This is a genomic window from Oligosphaera ethanolica (genome assembly GCF_030814695.1).
Lineage (GTDB): Bacteria > Verrucomicrobiota > Lentisphaeria > Oligosphaerales > Oligosphaeraceae > Oligosphaera > Oligosphaera ethanolica.
Genome location: NZ_JAUSVL010000001.1, coordinates 1 through 20562, shown reverse-complemented (window position 1 = coordinate 20562; position 20562 = coordinate 1). Strand labels below are relative to the sequence as shown.

Annotated in this window: 12 protein-coding genes; 10 read left to right on the top strand and 2 right to left on the bottom strand. The window is 60.6% G+C overall.

All coding sequences use genetic code 11. The features are described 5' to 3' along the window. Positions 1 to 12: 12 nt before the first annotated feature. From J3R75_RS00060 to J3R75_RS00045, 4 genes are all read left to right on the top strand, one after another. Complete coding sequence (locus tag J3R75_RS00060) at positions 13 to 1962, top strand: aconitate hydratase (protein WP_307259064.1); 1950 nt, start codon at positions 13 to 15, stop codon at positions 1960 to 1962. A 56-nt stretch (positions 1963 to 2018) separates the two neighbouring features. Then, positions 2019 to 2789, top strand: a complete 771-nt coding sequence (locus tag J3R75_RS00055; protein WP_307259063.1) for a serine/threonine-protein kinase — start codon at positions 2019 to 2021, stop codon at positions 2787 to 2789. Positions 2790 to 2881: 92 nt separating this feature from the next. Then, positions 2882 to 3682, top strand: coding sequence for a TMEM165/GDT1 family protein (locus J3R75_RS00050; protein WP_307259062.1), 801 nt, complete (start codon positions 2882 to 2884; stop codon positions 3680 to 3682). Positions 3683 to 4200: 518 nt separating this feature from the next. Next, the gene (locus tag J3R75_RS00045; RefSeq protein ID WP_307259061.1) at positions 4201 to 5856 is read left to right on the top strand and encodes an IS1634 family transposase; all 1656 of its coding nucleotides are present in this window, start codon (positions 4201 to 4203) and stop codon (positions 5854 to 5856) included. A 203-nt stretch (positions 5857 to 6059) separates the two neighbouring features. On the opposite strand, the gene recD2 is transcribed toward J3R75_RS00045, so the two are convergent. Beyond that, complete coding sequence (recD2, locus tag J3R75_RS00040) at positions 6060 to 8291, bottom strand: SF1B family DNA helicase RecD2 (protein ID WP_307259060.1); 2232 nt, start codon at positions 8289 to 8291, stop codon at positions 6060 to 6062. Positions 8292 to 8316: 25 nt separating this feature from the next. Further along, on the bottom strand, positions 8317 to 9255 hold the full coding sequence (locus tag J3R75_RS00035; RefSeq protein WP_307259059.1) for a carbon-nitrogen hydrolase family protein: 939 nt from the start codon (positions 9253 to 9255) through the stop codon (positions 8317 to 8319). Between the two features lie 214 nt (positions 9256 to 9469). Between J3R75_RS00035 and J3R75_RS00030 the strand changes: the two genes are divergently transcribed. The 6 genes from J3R75_RS00030 to J3R75_RS00005 form a co-directional block, all read left to right on the top strand. Then, positions 9470 to 10468 carry a glycoside hydrolase family 130 protein gene (locus tag J3R75_RS00030; protein ID WP_370882380.1) on the top strand — a complete coding sequence of 333 codons (999 nt, stop codon included), beginning with the start codon at positions 9470 to 9472 and terminating at the stop codon, positions 10466 to 10468. Positions 10469 to 11386: 918 nt separating this feature from the next. Beyond that, positions 11387 to 14215, top strand: a complete 2829-nt coding sequence (locus J3R75_RS00025; protein ID WP_307259056.1) for a DEAD/DEAH box helicase — start codon at positions 11387 to 11389, stop codon at positions 14213 to 14215. A 346-nt stretch (positions 14216 to 14561) separates the two neighbouring features. Then, complete coding sequence (locus tag J3R75_RS00020) at positions 14562 to 14927, top strand: hypothetical protein (protein WP_307259055.1); 366 nt, start codon at positions 14562 to 14564, stop codon at positions 14925 to 14927. A gap of 999 nt (positions 14928 to 15926) precedes the next feature. Next, entirely contained in the window at positions 15927 to 17570 is a 1644-nt protein-coding gene (locus tag J3R75_RS00015) for an ABC transporter permease subunit (protein ID WP_307259053.1), read from the top strand. A gap of 69 nt (positions 17571 to 17639) precedes the next feature. Next, positions 17640 to 18707 (top strand): ABC transporter ATP-binding protein, encoded by a 1068-nt coding sequence (locus J3R75_RS00010; RefSeq protein ID WP_307259052.1) that lies wholly within the window; start codon positions 17640 to 17642, stop codon positions 18705 to 18707. 106 nt (positions 18708 to 18813) lie between these two features. Next, the coding region (locus tag J3R75_RS00005; RefSeq protein WP_307259051.1) for a TonB-dependent receptor plug domain-containing protein at positions 18814 to 20562 on the top strand (1749 nt) is incomplete at its 3' end.

Genomic DNA, 20562 nt, shown 5'->3' with positions numbered 1-20562 from the left:
CGAGGAGAACACATGTCGGGACAGACCCTCATTGAAAAAATCATCCGTGCTCACGTTGTCGAGGGCGACTGCGTGCCAGGCAAGGAAGTGAAGATACGCATTGACCAGACGTTGTGTCAGGACGCGACGGGCACCATGGCTTTTCTGGAATTGGAAGCGATGGGCGTTGACCGCGTGAAAACTGAGTTGTCAGTGCAGTATATCGATCACAACACGAGCCAATTTGGGCCGGAGAATCCCAACGACCATCTGTATCTGCAGAGTGTCTGCGCGGCCAAGGGCGTGCTGTACTCGCGACCTGGTAATGGCATCTGCCACCAGGTGCATCTGGAGCGCTATGGCGTGCCTGGCAAGACCCTGCTGGGATCGGATTCGCATACGCCCACCGGCGGTGGTATCGGCATGGTCGCCATGGGCGCTGGCGGGCTCGACGTGGCGTTGGCCATGGCGGGTAAGCCCTTCAAACTGAGTTTTCCGCGCGTGATTGGCATCCGCCTCAGCGGCGCGCTGCCGGCTTGGGTCGCGGCCAAGGACGTGATCTTGCAGGTGCTGGCCATACTGGGCAGCAAGGGCAATGTTGGCACCGCAGTGGAGTATTTTGGGCCGGGCGTGAAGAGCCTGAGCGTACCCGAGCGCGCGACGATTACCAACATGGGCGCCGAGCTGGGGGTGACCACGTCGGTCTTCCCGTCTGACGAAAACACCCGGGCGTTTCTGGTTGCTGAGGGCCGTGGCGATGCCTGGCAGTCCCTGACGGCGGATGCCGACGCCGTGTACGACCGGGTGATCGAGCTGGATTTGTCACAGCTGGTGCCGATGGCGGCCTGTCCGTCCAATCCGGGCAATGTGCGGCCGGTGTCGGAAATTGCTGGCTTGCCGGTGTCGCAGGTGCTGATTGGGTCCTGCACGAACAGCTCACTGAAGGATTTGCGCATGGCCGCAGCGGTGCTGAAAGGCCGGCAGGTGTCGCCAGCGGTATCGCTGGGCATTGCGCCCGGCAGTCGCCAGGTGATGCAGATGATGAGCTTGGACGGCAGTTTGGGCGACTTGATCGGTGCGGGCTGCCGGATACTGGAGTCAGCCTGCGGGCCCTGTATTGGTCAGGGTTTCAGTCCGGCCAGCGGCACCATCAGCGTGCGGACCTTTAATCGTAATTTTCTTAACCGCACGGGGACGAAAAATGACCAGTGCTATCTGGTGAGCCCCGAGACGGCGGTGGCCACGGCGCTAACGGGCAAGCTGACGGATCCGCGCAGCCTCGGCATCGCTTATCCGAGCTGGGCGATGCCTGGGCAGTTCCTGGTGGACGACAGCATGGTCTTGCAGCCGGCACCGGCTGGCGACGCGGTGGAGATCGTGCGCAAGGAGACCATTGGCGAGCCGCCGTGCTGCTCGCCGTTGCCCGACTGTGTCGAGGGCGAAGTGTTGCTGCGGGTGGGCGACAAGATTACGACGGATCACATCATGCCTGCCGGCACCTACCTGAAGTACCGCAGCAATATTCCGCGCTATGCCCAATACGTCTTTGAGTGTTTCAACGAAGAAGGCAAGGCGAGCTTTGCCGAGCGGGCCGGCAAGGTTCGCGATGCTGGGCGCATTGGCGTGGTGGTTGCCGGCGAGAGCTTTGGTCAGGGCTCGTCCCGCGAGCATGCGGCGATCTGCCCAATGCACCTTGGCGTGCGGGTGGTCCTCGCCATTTCGGTTGAGCGCATACTGGCGGCCAATCTAGTCAATTTTGGCATTCTGCCATTATTATTCAAAGACGCTTCGTTGTTGGAGACGATTTCGGCTGGTGACAGCTTCTGCATTGAGAATCTGCATGCGCAGCTCAAGCCGGGAGCCGATGTCCAGGCGCGCTTGCGGCGGGGCGATGGTAGTGAGCAGCAGTTGTCACTGACCCACGCACTTTCCGCAGAGGATATTGCCTTGGTTCTTGCCGGCGGCCGTCTGGCTGCAAACTGATTGCGTGGTAGGGAATGGCTGGGAAAAAACTGTCATATCATATGCTGGGGCATTTCATGTCCGGGGGCGTGGCTGATCTGTACTCGGCGGTGCTCAGTGACGGCCGTCGGGTGCTGATACGCTCCCTGCAGCCGACGAAAGTCCTCTCGCTCAATTCACATCTGCGTTTTCGCTACGGTCTGAAGATCCGCGAAGTGCTGACGCCGCACCCGAATATCATCGGGTCGATGGAGTGGGGCTACCATGGGCTGCAGCCGTATGAGATCATCGAGTGGTTTGAAGGCCACAGCATCAAGAACTACATCACCAGTCGCAACGAGCAGCTGTACCGCGACTTGGTGTACGTCCTCAGCGAAGCCGCCGAGGGCCTGGCGTGGATACATGCCAGCGGCTTCATGCATCTGGACGTCAAGCCGGAGAACTTCCTGCTGCGGCTGTCGCCGACGGCTCGGCCGGTGGTGAAGATAACCGACTTCGATCTGGTTCGTCGCGCCAACGATCAGGGGCCGCGTCGGCAGGTCGGCACACCGGCCTACATGGCTCCGGAGCAGTTTGTGCAGAAGATATCGACGCCGGCGTCGGACGTTTTTGCCTTCAGCATCATGGCTTACCAGCTGGCCACGGGCCGCATGCCTTTTGCCGGTAAGAGCGAGAAGGACACCTGGCGTAACCAGTCTAGCGAGTCGGTGGAGGCACGGCCAATTTATGAGTTGAATCCGAATATTGCCGGCCAGCTGGCGGACGCCATCATGGCCGGCATGGAAAAACGGCTGGACAAGCGTCCGCCAACCATGAAAGAATGGCTGGAGATCCTCCGGGCGCACTGACACGCCCGCAATCCGGCACGAATGGCCGGCCAAGGCGGCAGGGGGGCCGTCGCAGAACGAACGTGAGCCGTGCGCGGCATATCGGAGTAACCATGGACTGGAAAACACTGCTGTTGAGCTTTTCGATTGTCTTTCTTGCCGAGCTTGGTGACAAAACCCAGCTGACGGCGCTGACCCTGACGACTTCGCGTGGTGGCGGCACCTGGGCAGTCTTCATCGGTGCCAGCATGGCGTTGGTGACGACCACAGCACTGGCGGTGCTCTGCGGAAACTTTTTGTCGCGCTACTTGCCCGAGAAGTACCTGCATCTGGGTTCGGCGCTGCTGTTCATTCTCATGGGCGTGGCGCTGCTGGTCGGGATGGTGTGGAAAAGCAGTGCGAAGCCTGCGGCTACGGCGGAACCGACGCCGGCCAGTGCGGCGGCGGCCGTGAGCCAAACGAGCGGCGCGGCGCGGCGGCCGTCGTTCCGTGAGGGCCTGCTGATTCGGCAGCTAGCGGCCTTTGAGCGGCGTTTGGTGGCGGATATCGACAAGCAGATCGCGCGCATGCCCGACTGCGATTGTCGGCAGGCGCTGGTGACGATGGCTGCGGCGCATCGCGGTCATGGCCAGTCTATTGTCGCCATGCGTGATCAGGCCCGCCAAGAAGAGCCCAGCAGCCAACGCGCGGGCACAATCTCCGGCATGGTCGACAAGCTCTGCCAGTGCACCGAGGAGATTCACGAGCCCATTGAGGCAATCATCCGCAAGCAGGAGGCCGCAGCGGAATTCTACGTGGCCATGGCACAGTTGGTCAGCCAGCACCAGTTGCGCGACGAGCTGCGGCGGCTGGCCGGCGAAGAACTGCGCATGGCCGAGCAGCTGTGCACCCTGGTGAACCACCAGGTCGCGTGAGGGACAGGTGCGGCGCGTAATCGGTTCGTTGTTGGGAACGGGCGCCCGATGTGCCTCGTTACGGCGTCGTGGGAAGATACAAGCCTTGCCAATGTGGCGCCCTCCGGGCGCAATTTCAACTTGCTGTCACACCCCGGGTTGCGGCGCCCTGCGGGCGCCTCACCCGGGGTTATGCATGGTGCGGCCCTCCGGGCCGAACTTGGCCGCTCGGGCGACATGATTCGTCCGCTCTGGGCCGAAAACCATTGTCAACGCCAATGTGGCGCCCTCCGGGCCGAACTTGGCCGCTCGGGCGACATGATTCGTCTGCTCCAAGCCGAAAACCATTGTCAACGCCAATGTGGCGCCCTCCAGGCGCAATTTCGAGTTTTTCCGGAAGTTTGAGGGGTTTTCAACACAATCGTGCCTAATTTTCTTTTTTTTGCTCGAAATGTAGTCTAGATACTTGACAAAAATTTGTGTTATATTATTTTCTATCTGTACTTAAGTATTGTAGGCTAGTTAAAATGGGGCAGACTATGAAATACCGGGTTCAGCAATTCAAGAAGACGCAGCACGGGAAAATCTACCATTATTCTTGGATCGGGTACAGCTACCGGACAGCGAAGGGCACGCCTACCTTCAAGCGTGTGGCCAGTTTGGCTGGGCTTCCTCCCGAAGCGGTCAAGGCCATCAGCAACTCTCTTTCGTCAAATGGCGAATCCAGTGACACCAATCTCAAGGTCGAGTTTTTGTCGGCCATTCCGCTTGGCGCGGAGGCCGTGGCGCATCACTTTGCTGATGAACTAGGCATCCTTGACGCGCTGGCTTGCCTGCCCGAACGGGATCGAAAAGTGGTTCTCGCCTTGATCCTTGATCGAGTCGTGGAGGCCTTTCCGCATTCCCGGAAGTCGCTGTTTGAAAACCTGCCAGGCAGCGGTCTGTCCCGGGTATGCGGTTTGGACGACGAGGATATCAAGCTGGAGCAGATGTATTATGCTCTGGATCATTTGTTTCCCTGCCAGGATACCATCGAACACTATCTGTTCAAACGGAATCATCCGAACCAATCGCGCATGTTCCTGTACGACATCACCAGCAGTTATTTTGAGGGCAATGCGTGCCCGCTGGAGGCTTTCGGCTACAATCGTGATCACAAGCAAGGCAAGAAGCAAATCGTCATCGGCATGCTCACCGACCAGGCTGGCTGTCCCGTAAGTGTGGAGGTCTTCGAAGGAAACACCAGCGACCAAAGCACCGTCATGGACAGAATTGACTCGATGAGGAAAAAGTTCGGGATCGAGGAAATGGTCTTCATTGGAGATCGGGGCATGCTGACGCGGGCGAGACGCAACGACCTGACTGCCAGGGAATATGAGAAAATCAAGTACATCACGGCCTTGAGTCGCGACGAGTTCACCCGCTTTGTCGAGGATGACGATCACCCGTTGCAGCTGTCTTTGTTTGACCGCACCAGGCTGGTGCAAGTGTCGCATGACGGAATCAACTATGTGCTATCCTACAACCCCGAGTTGGAGGAACGCAACTGCGCCGACCGCGATAGAATGCTCGAAAAAACGGAGGCCGTCCTCAAAGGTATTGAAGCCAGTGTGCAAAAAGGGCGTCTGCGTCAGGAAAAACTCATCGCCAAAAGGTTGTTCTCCAAGTTCGACAAATGGAAATGCGCGCGCTTCTTCGATGTCGACTATGGCGAAGGACGTTTCAGCTATCGCCGCAAGGACGAACTCATTGAGTCCTACCGCGCCATGGACGGCTTCTATGTGTTTACCACCGATATCCTGGACATAAGCGCCGAGCAGACACGGGATGAATACCGTGGACTTCAGCAAGTGGAACAGACCTTTCGAACCATGAAGACGACGGATATCTTCATGCGCCCCATTCGTCTGTGGAATCCGGAGCGGGTCAAGGCGCACATTTTTGTCTGCATGCTGGCATACATGATCATCTGGAAGGCCCGCCACAAACTGGCGGAATTCACGGAGCCGCAAGGAGACCTGCGTGTTTCATTGCAAACGGCCTGGAGCAAGCTGGGCGAGCTGCAAATAGGGAAAATCAAGTTGGGAGACGAAGTCCATGAGCAGTTGAGCCAGCCGGAGGCTCAATGCCGGCAGCTACTCAAGCTGGCCGGATTGAGCGCATCCGCCATCAGCAAAAGTTTCCTACGTGGGTAGAGCGAAATTTCGCTGAAATTTCCCCGACCCACGCAGGAAATCACGGCGAGGCCCTCAAACTTCCGTTTTTCCAAACTCCAGGCGCCCTCCGGGCCGAACTTGGCCGCTCGGGCGACGTGATTTGTCCGCTCCAGGCCGAACTTGCTGGCATACCCGTGGTTGTGGTGCTCTGCGGGTACCGCAACAATGGCGTTTGCTCCTCTTCATCCCAGGCGGTTGGCGAGCATGGTCTGTCGTTGCATGGGCGTGTTGTTGTTGACGGCGGTGGCCAGGGCTCTGCGTGAGCCGACGAGGATGAGCAGTTTTTTGGCGCGGGTCATGCCAGTGTAGAGCAGATTGCGTTGGAGCATAACGTAATGCTGGCTGAGGAGCGGCATGATCACCACCGGGAATTCGCTGCCCTGTGATTTATGGACGGTGACGGCGTAGGCCAGGAGGAGCTGGTCGGCTTCCTGCTGCTGGTATTCGACGACGCCGATATCGAATTGCACGGTGAAGCGCTTGGCCTCGTTGTCCACGAGGATGATCTGGCCCATTTCGCCGTTGAAGACGCCCTTGTCGTAGTTGTTTGAGGTCTGCATGACCTTGTCGCCGGCGCGGAAGAGCTTGCTGCCGTACTGGAAGGACGACTTGTTGACGTCAGGCGGGTTGAGCGCCTGCTGCAGATTGGTGTTGAGGGCGATGGTGCCACATTCACCTTTGCGCATGGGCGTGAGAATCTGCACGTCGTTGCAGGGATCGTAGCCGAAGACCTGGGGGATGCGTTCGACCACCAGGCGGCTGATCATTGCGGCGACCTGCACTGGATCGTCCTGTTCGACCCAGTAGAAGTCGCTGCGGGTATTCTGGGGCACGCTGCGCAGATCGGGCAGGTGGCCCTGGTTGACCGCGTGGGCGTTGGTGATGATGCGGCTGCCTTCTTGTTGCCGGTAGATTTCCGTCAGGTAGGTGACCGGCATTTTTCCGCAATGAATCAGATCGTGCAGCACCGCGCCGGGACCGACCGATGGCAGCTGGTCCTTGTCGCCCACGAGAATGACGTGCGTGCCGGGAGCGACCGCTTGAAAGAGATTGCTGGCTAATAAAGTATCGAGCATGGACGCCTCGTCGACGACCAGAATGTCGCCGCTGAGGGGCTTGTCCGGCCCGTGGACGAACGCGCGTTCCTGCGGGTCCCATTTGAGCAGGCGATGAATGGTGCTGGCCTCGCAGTCAGTGGCCTCGCTGAGGCGCTTGGATGCGCGGCCCGTGGGCGCCGCGAGCAAGATTCGCTTGCGCAGAATGGCCGCGCCGGCGACGATTTGGCTGACGACGGTGGTTTTGCCAACGCCGGGGCCGCCGGTGATGATGCTGAAGCCGTAGTTGAAGGCGTACTCGACGGCTTGGCGCTGGGCCTGGTTGAGGCGTACGAAGCCCTGACCAAGCCGTTCTTGGGGCAAGCGCAGGCCGCGGGCGGGGTTGCTGAGCAGCACGCGGATGGCGCGGGCGAGATCGATTTCGGCGGCGTAGAGCCGGCGGGGGAAGAACATCGGCGTGGGCTGGGGGCCGCTGACGATGTCCATGACGATTTTGTTTTCCTGCACGGCAGTCGCGAGGCCCTGTTCGAGGTCGGCGGCATCGGCGTCGAGCAGTCGCTGGGCGGCAGTGAGGAGCGTGTCTTTGCTGCAACAGGTATGCCCCTGCTGGCTGAGTTCGTCCAGGGCGAAAACCACCCCGGCACAGAGTCGCAAGGGGCTGTTGGCGGCGATGCCCAGGCGCATGGCGATGCGGTCGGCGGTGAGGAAGCCCACGCCGTCGAGCTCATAGGCCAGGCGGTAGGGATTGCGCTGCACGACCTCGGCGGCGATTTTGTCGCCGTAGAGCGAGACAATGCGCCCGCAGAGCGAGGGGCTCAGTCCCAGGCCCTGCAGGAATACCAACGTCGAACGCAGGGCATTGCTGTCGCGCCAAGCCTGGCGAATCTCCGCGATGCGTTTTTTGCCGATGCCGGGGACTTCCTTGAGGCGTTCGGAGGCCTTGTCGAGGACGTCGAGGGTGTCGGCGCCGAAGTGTTCGACAATGCGCTCGGCGTATTTTTCGCCGATGCCGGGGAGGACGCCGGAGGCCAGGTAGCGGCGGATGCCCTCTTCGGAGCTGGGGAGGATGGCGGCGAAGCTGTTCACGTGGAATTGCCGGCCGTGTTCCTTGTGCAGTTCCCAGCGGCCGGTGGCTTCGATGCGCTGGCCCTCGAGGACGCCGGGGAGCAGCCCGACGAGGGTCAGCTCCTTGTCGTCATCATCGCGCAGGCGGACGACGCTGTAGTGGCTGTCGGGATTGGTGTAGACCACGCGCATGATCTCGCCGCGGACGGTGTAATCCAGTGGCAGGAAGGCGTCTTCGGCGTTCTGGTTAATGGCCGGCAGATTGTCGTCGGATGGTTCAAAGACACTGTCCACGATATGGTGTTATTCCTTGTGCTGATCAGGGCTCACGGTGTTCATTCTGGTGTGTGAGGGCTCGGGCGTAGTAGTCGTCCCAGGTCTCGATAGCGAATTCGCGGATCATGTCCATGACGCTGAGCGCGTCGTGTTCGGAGCTGACCAGGACGCAGCCGAGCTGCCCGGGGTCGTTGATGATGACGTCGCGGCGGTACTTGCGTTTGAGCGCGCGGAGTTTCTCCCAGTTGTAATCGAGATGGACGACGCGGCAATCGAGGTTGACCAGCGCGCTGGTGAAGGGGAAGTAATTCGTGCTGGCGGCGATCTTCTGCCCGATGGGGTTGATGATGGCGCATTCGTTATTGCAGATTGCGCCGACAAAATGCGCCTGGCAGCTGTAGGCCCAAGTGGCCTGCATCAGGCCGCCGTGATACATGGAGGAAAAGAGGATCAGGTCTGGCCGCGAGGCCATGTACTGCTTACGGATTGGCTCGAAATTGAGGTCGAAGCAGATGGCGCAGCCGACGCTGCCGAAGTCGGTGGTGATGACTGGCGCGTCTTTGCCATTGAGGATGCCGAAGCCGGTGTATTCTTCGACCACGAGGTGATTTTTGTTGTAGATGCCGGCGATCTGGCCTTGGCGGTCGATGATCTGGGTGGAGTTGCGCCAGCTGCCGTCGGGGAGTTCACGGGCGGCCGAGTAGGCGATGTAGCAGTGGTTTTCCCGCGCGGTTTCGCACCAGAAATCCCTGACCTGTTCTTTGCGGACGCGGTAGTACTCCCGGCGTTTGTCGGCGGTGAGGTTGCTGTAGCGGTCGCTGGCCTCGGGGATGACGATGAGGTCGGGCTGCGTGGGCAGCACGGGGTCGATCTGGCGTTTCCAGAAGGCGATCATGCGTTCGACGCCCTGCTGGTAACTGAGGGTCGCATCGAGATGTTGTGCGGCCGGTCCCAGGGTCGCAATCATGCAGCGTCTGGCCATGGTAGATTTTCTCCGCGTGGTGGTTAGAGGGCACGTTGTTGTACAAGGTAACTCGGCGCGCTGGCGGCTGCAACAGCCAGGCATGCATTTACCTGTATTTGCATGGCGAATCTTGTAGAATCATCTGGACGGGCGATATTTTCCAGGCAACAGCGCGCGCGGCGGTTCCGCGCGTTTTTTTTGAGCTTCATATTCAGGAGAATGAATTATGGCCATGACCTACACTCCCGTGGGTGACTTGCGCAGCAACGACAAGATCGTCCGTTGTCCGCAGAACCCGATTTTGTCTGCCAAGGACGTGCCATACGATGCGTCGCTGATCTTCAATGCCGGCGTGGCCAAGTATCAGGGCCGCTATGTGATGGTGTTTCGCAACGACTACGGCCAGCGGCCGAATTCGGTGCATCCGGCGGCGACCAACATGGGTCTGGCCTACAGCGACGATGGTGTGCACTGGCAGGTCCAGCCCAAGCCGTGTTTTGATCTGCACAACCAGGAGATCAGCCGTGGTTACGATCCGCGTTTGACCGTGATCGACGGCAAGTGCTACGTCTGCTTCGCCATTGACACGCGCCACGGCATCTGCGGTGGCATCGCGGTCACCGAGGACTTCGACCACTTCGATATCCTCTGCACCACGGCGCCCGACAACCGCAATATGGTGCTTTTCCCGGAGCGCTGCCAGGGTCGTTACGTCCGTCTGGAGCGGCCGTTCCCGGTGTACAGCCGTGGCGGCGGCAGCCGTTTTGACATCTGGTCGGCTGACTCGCCGGATTTGGTTTACTGGGGACACAACCAGCTGGTGCTGGGCGTCGAAGACGTCCCCTACGCCAATGACAAGATCGGGCCGGCGGCACCGCCGATCAAGACTGCCAAGGGCTGGCTGACCCTCATTCACACGGTGGATATCGACAGCAGCCGCGGCAAGAATGGCTGGGAAAACAGCTGGCAGAAGCGCTATTGCGCCGGCGTGATGCTGCTGGACCTGGATGACCCCACAAAGGTCATCGCCATGAGCAAGAAGCCACTGATAGCGCCCGAGGCGCCTTACGAGACCGACGGCGGTTTCCGCAACAACGTGATCTTTCCCGGCGGCATGATTCTCGAAGACAGCGGCGAGATAAAAATCTACTACGGCGCCGCCGATACGGTCGAATGCCTGGCGAGTATCCATGTGGACGATTTGCTCGCGCTTTGCGACTCGCCACGCTGAATGCCTATGCCGAAGTAACTGTGTTTCGGCCAGCGCGACGCTGGCCGAAAGGCATCTGTTTGCTACCGACGTCGTGTAGCCACCAGCAAAAACACGCGGCGATCGCTTTCGCTACCAGCAGCAGGCCCCTCTACCGGTCGTGGAAGCAGAGCTATCAGTTGGTCCATGCCAGATGAGCTCAGCAGGACAAGTTCCTCGCCGGGGCGCGGCTTGAGTTGGGAACTACTGCTTGAATTTCTTGCCACCGCTGGTTCTATCTGCTGGCAGCATGCCGCAGATTCCGCAGATTGACGCAGATTATTTTTGAGATTGGCGGCTTGGAAGACCACGGCCCCGCCCGCACCCTCGCATCGCCTGTCTCGCGACTGTGGAGTGGGCGTCTCGCCCACTCCGGCGAGACGGCTTATTTCCCCGTCCTCGCCAGCCACGCCGACCGTAGCGCGCCCGTAGCGCCGCCGTCCCAGCGGCTCGTGGTTGGGGTACCTCATGGACTTCGGGGATGCAATGGCGGCGGCTGCGTTGGGGCGAGGACTCACGACTCATGAGGCATGGTCCCATGGATTGGACGGTGGGGACTTTCGGGACCGTGGGGAATGACTCCTTGGACGCTGGGGACCGGTTTTGGACTACTGGGACGCCGGGGACTGACTGGCGGCTACCAGGATAGCGTCCATAGCGTCCATAGCGTCCATGGCGTCTATAGCGTCCATACAAACGCTCAGTGTCCCGTCAGGAAAGAGGTGGCGCTGGCAGACGACTATGCGGCAGGTGCGGAAACGCGCCGCTGGTCCGGCTGTGAAATTGGGGTAAACGTGGGGGAGTGGTGTTATACACCGGCATATTGCTGGTATAGTAGGGGGCTGACGGGAAAGCGGCGGGTGGAAAGAACGTTCACGCACTGCAGAAGTTGGAACTACCATGAAGACAACGACGCCGGACGCCGCTGAGAAGGGCAGAAAGTGGAAGCAGCAGAGCAGCTGGAAGACCACGGACGACTATGAGATTGAGCTGCGCCGGCAGCGGATGCTGGCCGAGCCAATGCAGGTGCGGCCGGTGGGCGAGCGACGGGGGCGTTTTCGGGACTATGTGGTCTGCCGCTGCGACCAGGATCACGTTCAGGAATACGTCGTCGAATTACGTTCCTTGACGGAGAACATCAACACCTGTAGTTGTCCGGATTTCACCAAGAATTTTCTTGGCACCTGCAAGCACATTGAGCGTGTGAAGGCCGCACAGAAGGGCGTTGGCGCGCTGGAGTCGCCGTATGTGGAGCTGTACATGGAACGCAGCCCCTGGCGGCCGGTGCTGCGTTACGCTGGTCGTGGCGAGTTGCCGGCGCTTTGTCGGCGTTATGTGAAAGTGAATGGCGAGCTGAAAGAGCCGGCGGCGACGACACTGCTGGCTCTGCAGCAGGACTTGGCCAGCGCCGACGCCGCGACGCGCGCGATGGTGCGGGTGTCGTCGGAGATTGAGGCTTATTTGCAGTCCGAGCGGCTGAAGACTCAGCAGGCGCACTGGCGTCGTGCCTACGAGGAGCGTTTCAAGGAGAACCAGGGACAACTGCCGATGCTGCGTTGTCCGTTGTACGACTACCAGATAGCGGGCACGCTGCATTTGGCTTTCAAGGGGCGTGCCTTGCTGGCCGACGAGATGGGCTTGGGCAAGACGGTGCAGGCCATCGCGGCCGCGGCGATCCAGCAGGAGTGCCTCGGCGTCAAGCGAGTGCTGGTGGTGACGCCGGCGTCGCTGAAGTGCGAGTGGGAAGATCAAATCCGGCAGTTCACGGCCTTGCCGCTGGAGATCGTCTATGGTCTGCGTAAGGCCCGGCTTGACACCTATCGCAACAGCCAGGCTTTTTTTCTGATTGTGAATTACGAGCAGGTGCTCAAAGACGTGGCGGAGATCAACGAGTACTTCCACCCCGACCTGGTGATTTTGGACGAGGCCCAGCGGATCAAGAATTGGAAGACCTTGACTGCGAACCACCTGAAACGCCTGCAGTCGCGTTTTGCCTTTGTGCTGACGGGCACGCCGTTGGAGAATCGCATTGACGAGCTCTACTCGCTGGTGGAGTTTGTCGACCCGACCTTGTTGGGCAGTCTGTTTCGTTTCAACCGGCGTTTTTATGCTTTTGACGACAGTGGCAAAGTCTGTGGCATGCAGAACCTCCGCGAATTGCACGCATTGGTGCAACCGGTGATGCTGCGGCGGCGCAAGGACGAGATCAAGGAGGATCTGCCGGAGCGCGTCGACAACAACTATTTTGTCAAGATGACCAGCGAGCAGTCGAAGCGCTATGACGACTACGCCGATCAAGTCACGCGTTTGGCGGCCAAGGCCCGGCGCTATCCGCTGACGCCCGACGAATTTAAGCATTTGCAGCTGGCGCTGTCCTGCATGCGGATGCTCTGCGACAGCGTGTACATTTTGGACCAGAAGATACGCGAGTCGCCCAAGGTCCTTGAGTTGCAGGGGATTCTGAAGGATATCTGGGAGGCCGAGCCGGAACGCAAAGTCTTGATCTTTTCGGAATGGACGCGCATGCTTGAGCTGGTGCAGGAGGCGCTGGCAACGGCCGATGTTAAGTACGCCTTGCATACCGGCGCGCTTGACCAGCAGCGACGACGGGACGAGATTCGGCGTTTCAAGAACGACCCGGCGTGTCGGGTGATGCTGTCGAGTGATTCGGGCAGCGTCGGTCTGAACCTGCAGGCCGCCAGCGTGGTGATCAATCTGGACTTGCCCTGGAATCCCGCCCGGCACGAGCAGAGGATTGCGCGCGCCTGGCGCAAGCACCAGCGCAATCGCGTGCATGTCATCAACTTGGTGTCGGAAGCCACTCTAGAGCAGCGCATGCTGGTGACGCTGAATTACAAGCGGGCATTGTCAGACGCGGTGCTGGATGGCCGTGGGGATTTTGCGGACTTCGAGCAGGAGAGCAGCCGCACGGCCTTCATGGAGCGTCTGAGCACGATCATGTCGGGCACGCCCGGGGTGCCGTCGCCGGACACTTCAGCCGCTGCCGAGGCGCCACCGGTGGCGGCGGAGGCGTTGTCGCCCTTTGCGCAATTGTCCACGGAGTTGAGTTTGGAAGAGGACGCGGCGAGCTTATGTCAGGCGGCATACGACCGCGAGACGGGTCAGTTGCAGTCCGTGCTGGCGGTCGCGCCGCCCCGGAAGGCGCCGGCGGTGTTGGCGGCCGTGGCCAAGACGCATGGGAAAGAGAGTGCCGAGAGTCGCACGGCGATCTTGAGTCCGGACGACTATGCGCTGCTGCAAAAACTGCTGAAGCTCGGCATCGTCACGCTCAATCCCGAGCTGAAGACGGCCTTTGCGACGCCGGCAGCCAGTGCGCCGCGGCCATCGGACCGCGAGCAGCGCATGCAGCTGAGCGCGCTGCCATTGGCCGCTGCCGAACGGCACCTGCGGATGGCACGAGTGTTGCGTGACAGCGGTTTTGCGGACGAATGTCGGGCGCCGGCGCTACAGGCGGTCCTGCAGGCTGGCGCGGCGCTGTTTGTACAAGTGTGCGATGCGCTCCCGGATGCCGCGCCGAAAGATTTCAGCATGGAGATGCTGCCCTCGTTGCAAAAGGCCCGGCCGGTGGAGGGGCAGTTGCTAGCGTTGTTGCCGCTTTGCCTGAAAAGCCCTGGGGACCTTGGCGAGGATTTTGCCGAGTGCGCCGAGGCATTTCTGGCGGCGACAACGGATTTCATCAACCGGCGGGGACTGGCGGCCGGAAATTGACCGCAGAAGATGTGGCAGTAGCACATATCGTAATCGGTTAGTAACCACCCCGGTGCTTCGCTGGGACAATTTGCAGGAAACCCACGGCCAGTCGCCGCCCAGCCATTCGACCTTGATTTCCGCCGACCTTTGCGGCAGCGGAGTCAAAGCGGGCCCAGAGTAGCAGCGGCTTCCAGCCGCTGTGCGAACGGCTCGTGCGGCGGGGGAGACGGACCGGGTACGGTCGGCGTGGATGACGAGGACGGTTTTATGAGCCGTCTTGTCGGAGTGGGCGAGACGCCCACTCCACGGCCGCGAGGCGTAATCGGTAATTAACCATCCCGGTGGGGAAAACACCGGGGACAATTTGCAGGAAACCCACGGCCCGCCGCCGCCCAACCATCCGACCTTGATTTCCGCCGACCTTTGCGGCAGCGTGTTTCATAGGAGTGTACATCCCGGCAGGGAATTCACCGGGGACAATTTGCAGGTAACCCACGGCCAGTCGTCGCCCAGCTATTCGACCTTGATTCCGCCGACCTTTGCGGCAGCGGGTTTCATAGGAGCTATTGATACCAATTTTTCCTGCAGCCTTTTGTTTTCAGCGCCAAAGGCGCGGCCTAAGATAGCCCAGGGCAAGCGCCCCCAGGGCGCGCCGCCCTGGGTAGGGGGCCCACCCGAAATGAGCCCCGAAGGGCGACCTAAAAAAACGGTAATGTGCGAAATCTTGTGATAAAAAGAGAGACTTGACACAGTAGTTCTGAAGCCTTTCTCAGCGCCGTAGTGGCAAATTCATGCATAACTATCTGATAAGGAGTCTATTGTACAAAATTCTTTAGCAAAAGAAGAGTTTCGGTCACATTGGCGCAAATACAAGTGTTCATCACAAGATTTCGCACATTAACAAAAAACACTGCGAGAGTCGCAGGGCACAAAACGGGGTAAACGTTACATGGTTCCATTGCGCCTTTGGCCCCAGTCAGCTGCGCCGACTGGGGCCAAAGGCGCCGAGGAACACGAACACAAATGACGCGTTACCCAGGGCGGCGCGCGCCTTCGGCGCTGCTTGCCCTGGGCTGGTATGTTTCGCGCTTTCAGCGCTTCTGTCGCTTTGCGGCCTTGGATGTCGGGCGCGCGAGTGGACGTTTACTGGCCTCTGGCGACGGCGCGGGCTGAAAGCCCACACCACGGTCGGTAAATGGGCGCGCGAGGCTCCGCATTATTGCGGTAATCGGTTAGCGATTGATAATGTCGGCACGTCTGCCTTACTCTGGAGCGGTGAGACGTAACGTGTTAAGCCAATGTGGCGCCCTCCAGGCGCAATTTGCTGTTGCTGTTCCCCCCCCCTGGTTGCGGCGCCCTCCGGGCGCCTCGCCAGGGGTTATGCATGGTCCGGCCCTCCGGGCCGAACTTGGCCGATCAGATGACGTGCTTTGTCCGATCCGAGCCGAAAACCACCATTATTCAATCGTCATGTCTTTGCGCCGTAGGCGCTTAACCATGCTTAACCCCAGGCTTTAGCCTGGGGACGCTGCCTGCCAACAGGCAGTGCCTCGTAGAGGCACCACAGTTTTGGTTATCAATGGGTGACCGATTACTTGTTGCGTGAGATTTCGGGTCGTTGTTGGTGGCAATGGTGCTTTGTGGTACGTACATTATTGGTGCGTGCGACGCGCGACTGCGAGTGCGACTGCCGAAGTGGTGCGTGCGACGCGCGACTGCGAGTGCCGATATGTTATGGCCGGTTCACGAGAACCGGTTTTTTGTTGCCGACGGAGTGACCAACGTGTTTTTGCGCCTCAATCCCATTACGAGAAAGCGCTGGCGGCGTTTCCGCGAGATTCGCCGTGCGTGGTACGCGCTGCTGGCGCTGCTATTGCTTTACGGCCTGACGTTGGGGTCGGAGTTGATCTGCAACGACGTGCCGCTGGTGGTTCGGCACCAAGGGCGACTGTTTTTCCCCGTGTGGCGTTTTTATCCCGACGACGCTTTCACCGGCAGTGGCCTGGGCACGCGTACGGACTACCGTCGGCTGGCCGAGCGGCGCGAGTTTCAGTACGGATCGGCGTGGATGTTGTGGCCGCCGTTGCGTTCCGGTCCGAACGAGCCGGTGCCCATTGCCGACCTCGAGCCCCATCTGCGGGTGAGTTGCCGGTTGGAACCGCAGCCGGCGTTGGCGGGCGCCAGCGTGGACGCGTTTGGCAGGCTGGTCCGCTTCGTTGGTGCCAAGGCGCTGTTTGGTGGCGTCGAGCCCGAGTGGCGCGGGCTCAATTTAGACGACTTCTGGGCGCTGCCACCGGAGTTGTCGGCGGCCATGACGCAGCGTTTCAACAACCAGGCGGCGGCAGCCGTCAGTGTACGTTGCCTAGGGCAGGGTGATAATCCGGATATTGACGTGAGTTTGCCGGCGTACAGTCCGCGGGCAAGTGCGCCGCCACTGCTGCGACTGACGTTGAGCGGTCAGGGCGCGCTTGCCGCGCCGCGCTACGCCTGGCATTTTCTTGCCGCGCGGCCTGAGCCCGAGCGCGACCGTGAGCGTTTTGGGGCCTTGCCGGCGGCTTTACGCGAGCAGATCCGCGAGCAGGTCGGCCGGGCCTTTGCCGGCGAGGCCGTTCGTGCTGAGGTCAGCCTGCATGACACGACTTACGTGTTGAGCAGCGAGAAGGAGCTGGTGCGTTTTCCGTTCCGGCCGGTGCCGCGGCACTGGTTTGGGCTGGACGATGCGGGGCGGGACGTGCTGGCGCGCATATTGTACGGCCTGCGCACCTCGTTGAGTTTCGGGCTGATATTGGTGCTATGCTCACTGAGCATTGGCACCGCGCTGGGGGCCTTGCAGGGCTATTTGGGTGGCTGGGTGGACGTCACGGGGCAGCGCCTGGTGGAGATCTGGAGCGCCTTGCCCTTCTTGTACATTGTCATCCTCATGGGTTCCATTTATGGGCCGGGATTCTGGCTGATGATCTTCTGCTATGCGCTGTTCAACTGGATTGGCATATCCTACTACATGCGTGCGGAGATGCTGCGTCTGCGGCGCCAGCCCTTTGTGGAAGCCGCGCGCTGTCTGGGGCTGCCGGGCTGGCGCATCGTGCTGAAGCACCTGTTGCCCAATGCCGTGGTGCCGCTGATCACCTTTTTTCCCTTTTCGCTGGTAGGCGCCATTGGTTCTTTGGCCGCGCTGGATTATCTTGGCTTCGGTTTGCCGCCGCCGACGCCGAGCCTGGGGCAGCTCCTGCAGCAGGCACAGAGCCAGCGCTGGGCGTGGTGGCTGATTTTGTATCCGTCCCTGGCGTTATTTGTGGTGATGTTGATGGGCGTGCTGGTAGGCGAGGGTGTGCGTGAGGCCTTCGATCCCAAACGCCAGAGCCGATATGAATGAAACAATGGCGCCGGCGATACGTCGTGCCGGCCAAAATAGTGTCCTTGCAGGAAGTTCACAGGTGGGTGTATGAAAGTTACCATTGCCGGCGTCAGCAAATTCTTTGGGCAAGTCCGGGCACTGCATGACGTCAATTTGGAGATAGCCGACGGCGAGTTGTTTTTTCTGCTGGGGCCGTCGGGCTGCGGCAAGACGACCTTGTTGCGTTGCATCGGCGGTTTCGAGAGCGTCAGTAGCGGCCAGATCATGCTCAATGGCGAGGATGTCGCCAGTCGGCCGGCTAACGAGCGCAATACGGCGATGGTCTTTCAGGGCTACGCGTTGTGGCCGCACATGACCGTGGCGGAGAATGTCGCCTTCGGTCTGGAAATGCGCAAAGTGCCCAAGGACGAGCGCGAGCGGCGGGTGCGTGAGGCGTTGCAGCGGGTGCAGATTGAACATCTGCGGCAGCGTAAGCCCAATGAACTGTCCGGCGGTCAGCAGCAGCGCGTCGCGCTGGCGCGGACGCTGGTGGTGGAGCCGGGCTGCCTGCTGCTTGACGAGCCGCTGGCGAACCTGGACGCGAAACTGCGGCGGGATATGCGGCGGGAAATCCGCCGCTTGTGCAAGGACAGTGGCCTGACCGGCATCTACGTCACCCATGATCGGCAGGAAGCGCTGAGCATGGCCGATCGCGTGGCGGTGCTCAAGGACGGCGTGGTCGAGCAGGTCGCTACGCCGCAGGACCTGTATCGGCGCCCAGCCAGCGCCTTCATCGCCAATTTCATTGGCGAGACCAATTTTGTCAGTGGCACGATCAAAGAGCGGTCGGCGACGGGCGTGCTGGTGGAGACGCCCTGCGGGCTGATCCGGTCGTCGTTGTCGCCGGAGTGGGCGCGCGAGGGCCAGGACGTGCTGCTGTCGTTGCGGCCGGAGGCCTTGAGCATCGGCGAGGGCGGCGACAACACGCTGTCGGCGGTATTGCGCGAGAGCACGTATCTGGGCGAGATCGCCAACCACGTTGCGGAGGTCGCTGGCGGGGTTGAATTGTCTTTTTGCGAGCTCAATCCAGTCAGTGGCGGCCGCGCGGGCGAGCAGGTGACTCTGAGCGTGCGTGCGAGCGACGTGGTGGTCTTGCCGCCATCGGCTGAGCGCTGAACCGCGTCATTGATTGCTGGGATTATGAGCAAACGTAAGTTGACTTACACAACAACAGAAGGCACGCATCATTTTGAAAACACCGAGTGTAAAAGCATCCGTTAGCATGCGTCGTTTGAGCCGACTGATGTTGTTGGCGTGGTTATGCGCGCCGTGGGTAGCGTGTGCCGAGGCCGATGCCACGGGTGACCCCTTGCCGGAGTTGCGGGTGACATCCACGCGCAGCGACGAGTTGCTGTTGGAGGCGCCGTTGGCGATCACGGTCATCAGCCGCGCTGAATTGGAAGCGTCGCCGAAACGCACGGTGGCCGATGTGCTCCGCGATGTACCTGGCTTGACAGTCGAGACCCTGTCGACGCCGGGCATGCCGCGCATCACCATCCGGGGCGAAAGTGCGAACCGCGTGCTGATATTGCAGGACGGCCAGCGGCTGTCCGAGCAGAAATCCATGAATGGCCCGCCGGTGCTGTTCACCTGCGCGGGCGTGGAGCGCATTGAGGTTATCCGCGGGCCGGCGTCGGTGTTGTATGGCTCCGAGGCGGTGGGTGGCGTGGTCAACATTATTACCCGCCGCAAGGTGGAGGTGCCGCTGACCGGCACCGTGGAATTATCTGCGGACAGCGCGACGCGCGGCTGGGGCACGGCGGTGACGCTCGACGGCTTCAGCGAGGGCTGGGAGTACGGCCTGTCGGGCCTGCGCCTGGAGCATGACGATCGCCGCACGCCGGAGGGCACTGTCAAACCCACGAGTTACGACATGGATGACATCGCCACCTACGTCGGCTGGCGCAATGAAACCCTGTCCATCCGGGCGCGTTATGAGCGCTTCACCAGCAGCGTGTCGTCGGCGCCACCGCCGACTTTACCGGCTGGTCTGACGAGTTTCTACGCACACATACCGGACTGGAACCGCGAGAAGCTCAGCATTCACGCCGAGCTGCATGAGCTCAGCGAGCATCTTACGCGCTTGTCTATGGATTTGTATGCGCAGGAAAGCGTGAAGAATTTTGATCAGCGCATCGGCGCCAGCGCGCCGGCGGGGCCCTTCACCATGAAAGTGCTGGTAGACAGCACGGTGTGGAACCGCCTGCGGACCTACGGCGGCAGCATTCAGACGGATTGGACCTTGCCGGGCGGGCACTATCTCATTGGTGGCTTTGACTTCATGGTGGACCAGCTGGATGACAAGGACCGGGCGACCAGCACCATCAGTGGCCTGCCCGTGCCGCGGCCACCAACGCATAGCCTCAATGAAGACGACGCCCTGCAGACCCAGCTGGCGCTGTTTTTGCGTGACGAATGGGCCATGAATTCTGACTGGACCATGGATTTTGGCATGCGCCACACGTGGGTCTATTCGCGTTTGGACGAGACGACGCGCGCTTATCCGGAGGAGACCCAGCGCGACGACGCGTCGGTGTTCAGCGCGACCCTGTTGAACCGCAGTTTTGAGAACCTTACCCTGCGCCTGGGTTTTGGCCAGGGTTATCGTTTCCCCTCACTGCTGGAGCTGTATACCGGCACGCGTCACAGCGATAATGGCAGCGACGTGCTGCCCAATGCCGACTTGGACGCCGAGCGGACCAACAGCTTTGAGCTCGGCGGGCGTTACGAAAATGGCCGTCTGAGTGTTGATTCAGCCTTGTTTTTCAGCGACGCGCGGGATTACATCACCATGCCCCGCGTGAATCCGACGACCTACCAATATGCGAATGTGGACGAGTCGCAGGCTTTTGGCTGGGAATGGCAGATTGCCTACGTGATCAATCCGGACGACGCGCTGCGCCTGACGCCATACGCCCAGGGGCTGTTCCTGCGACGCAGCTACGAGAACAAGCAGCTGCGGACCTACGAG